The following is a 507-nucleotide window of genomic DNA, read 5'->3' on the forward strand; positions in this document are numbered from 1 at the left end:
ATTTTCTTGGGCATTAATGAGATGTTGACTATCAACTACAGCATAATAACCTTAATCTCACCTAACCACCTTATTGTCTTAGTGAAAAAGCCCGTGGCGAGGATTGAACTCGCGACCTCACCCTTACCAAGGGTGTGCTCTACCACTGAGCTACACGGGCAAAACTAAAGCATTCATAAAATTAAAAATGTAAAACTAAAACTTTTAAATTTTAATTTTACATTTTTAACTTTAGCAGGTGGGCCGGGCTGGATTTGAACCAGCGTAGGCGCTAGCCAACGGATTTACAGTCCGTCTCCATTAACCACTCGGACACCGACCCGTGAGACCCACGATTAAGAATGTTAGCACAAGGTTTTAGAATTTCCAAGCTTTTTTTCAAAAAAAAATTAAATTGGTCATTGGGCATTGGGCATTGGGCATTGGGCATGGGGCATGGGGCATTGGGCATTGGTTATTATCCCCACACTTCCAGACGCGATGAATCGCGTCTCTACATTACTTCCC

Annotated in this window: 2 tRNA genes; both read right to left on the reverse strand. The window is 42.6% G+C overall.

The annotated features are described in order from the left end of the window. Window positions 1-88: 88 nt before the first annotated feature. Window positions 89-160 (reverse strand) — tRNA-Thr (locus DM995_RS23040). Between the two features lie 79 nt (window positions 161-239). Further along, window positions 240-322: transfer RNA gene (locus DM995_RS23045), tRNA-Tyr, on the reverse strand. Window positions 323-507 lie beyond the last annotated feature (185 nt).

Origin of the sequence: Blastomonas sp. UPD001 (genome assembly GCF_003426715.1) — a bacterium.
GTDB lineage: Bacteria > Pseudomonadota > Alphaproteobacteria > Sphingomonadales > Sphingomonadaceae > Blastomonas.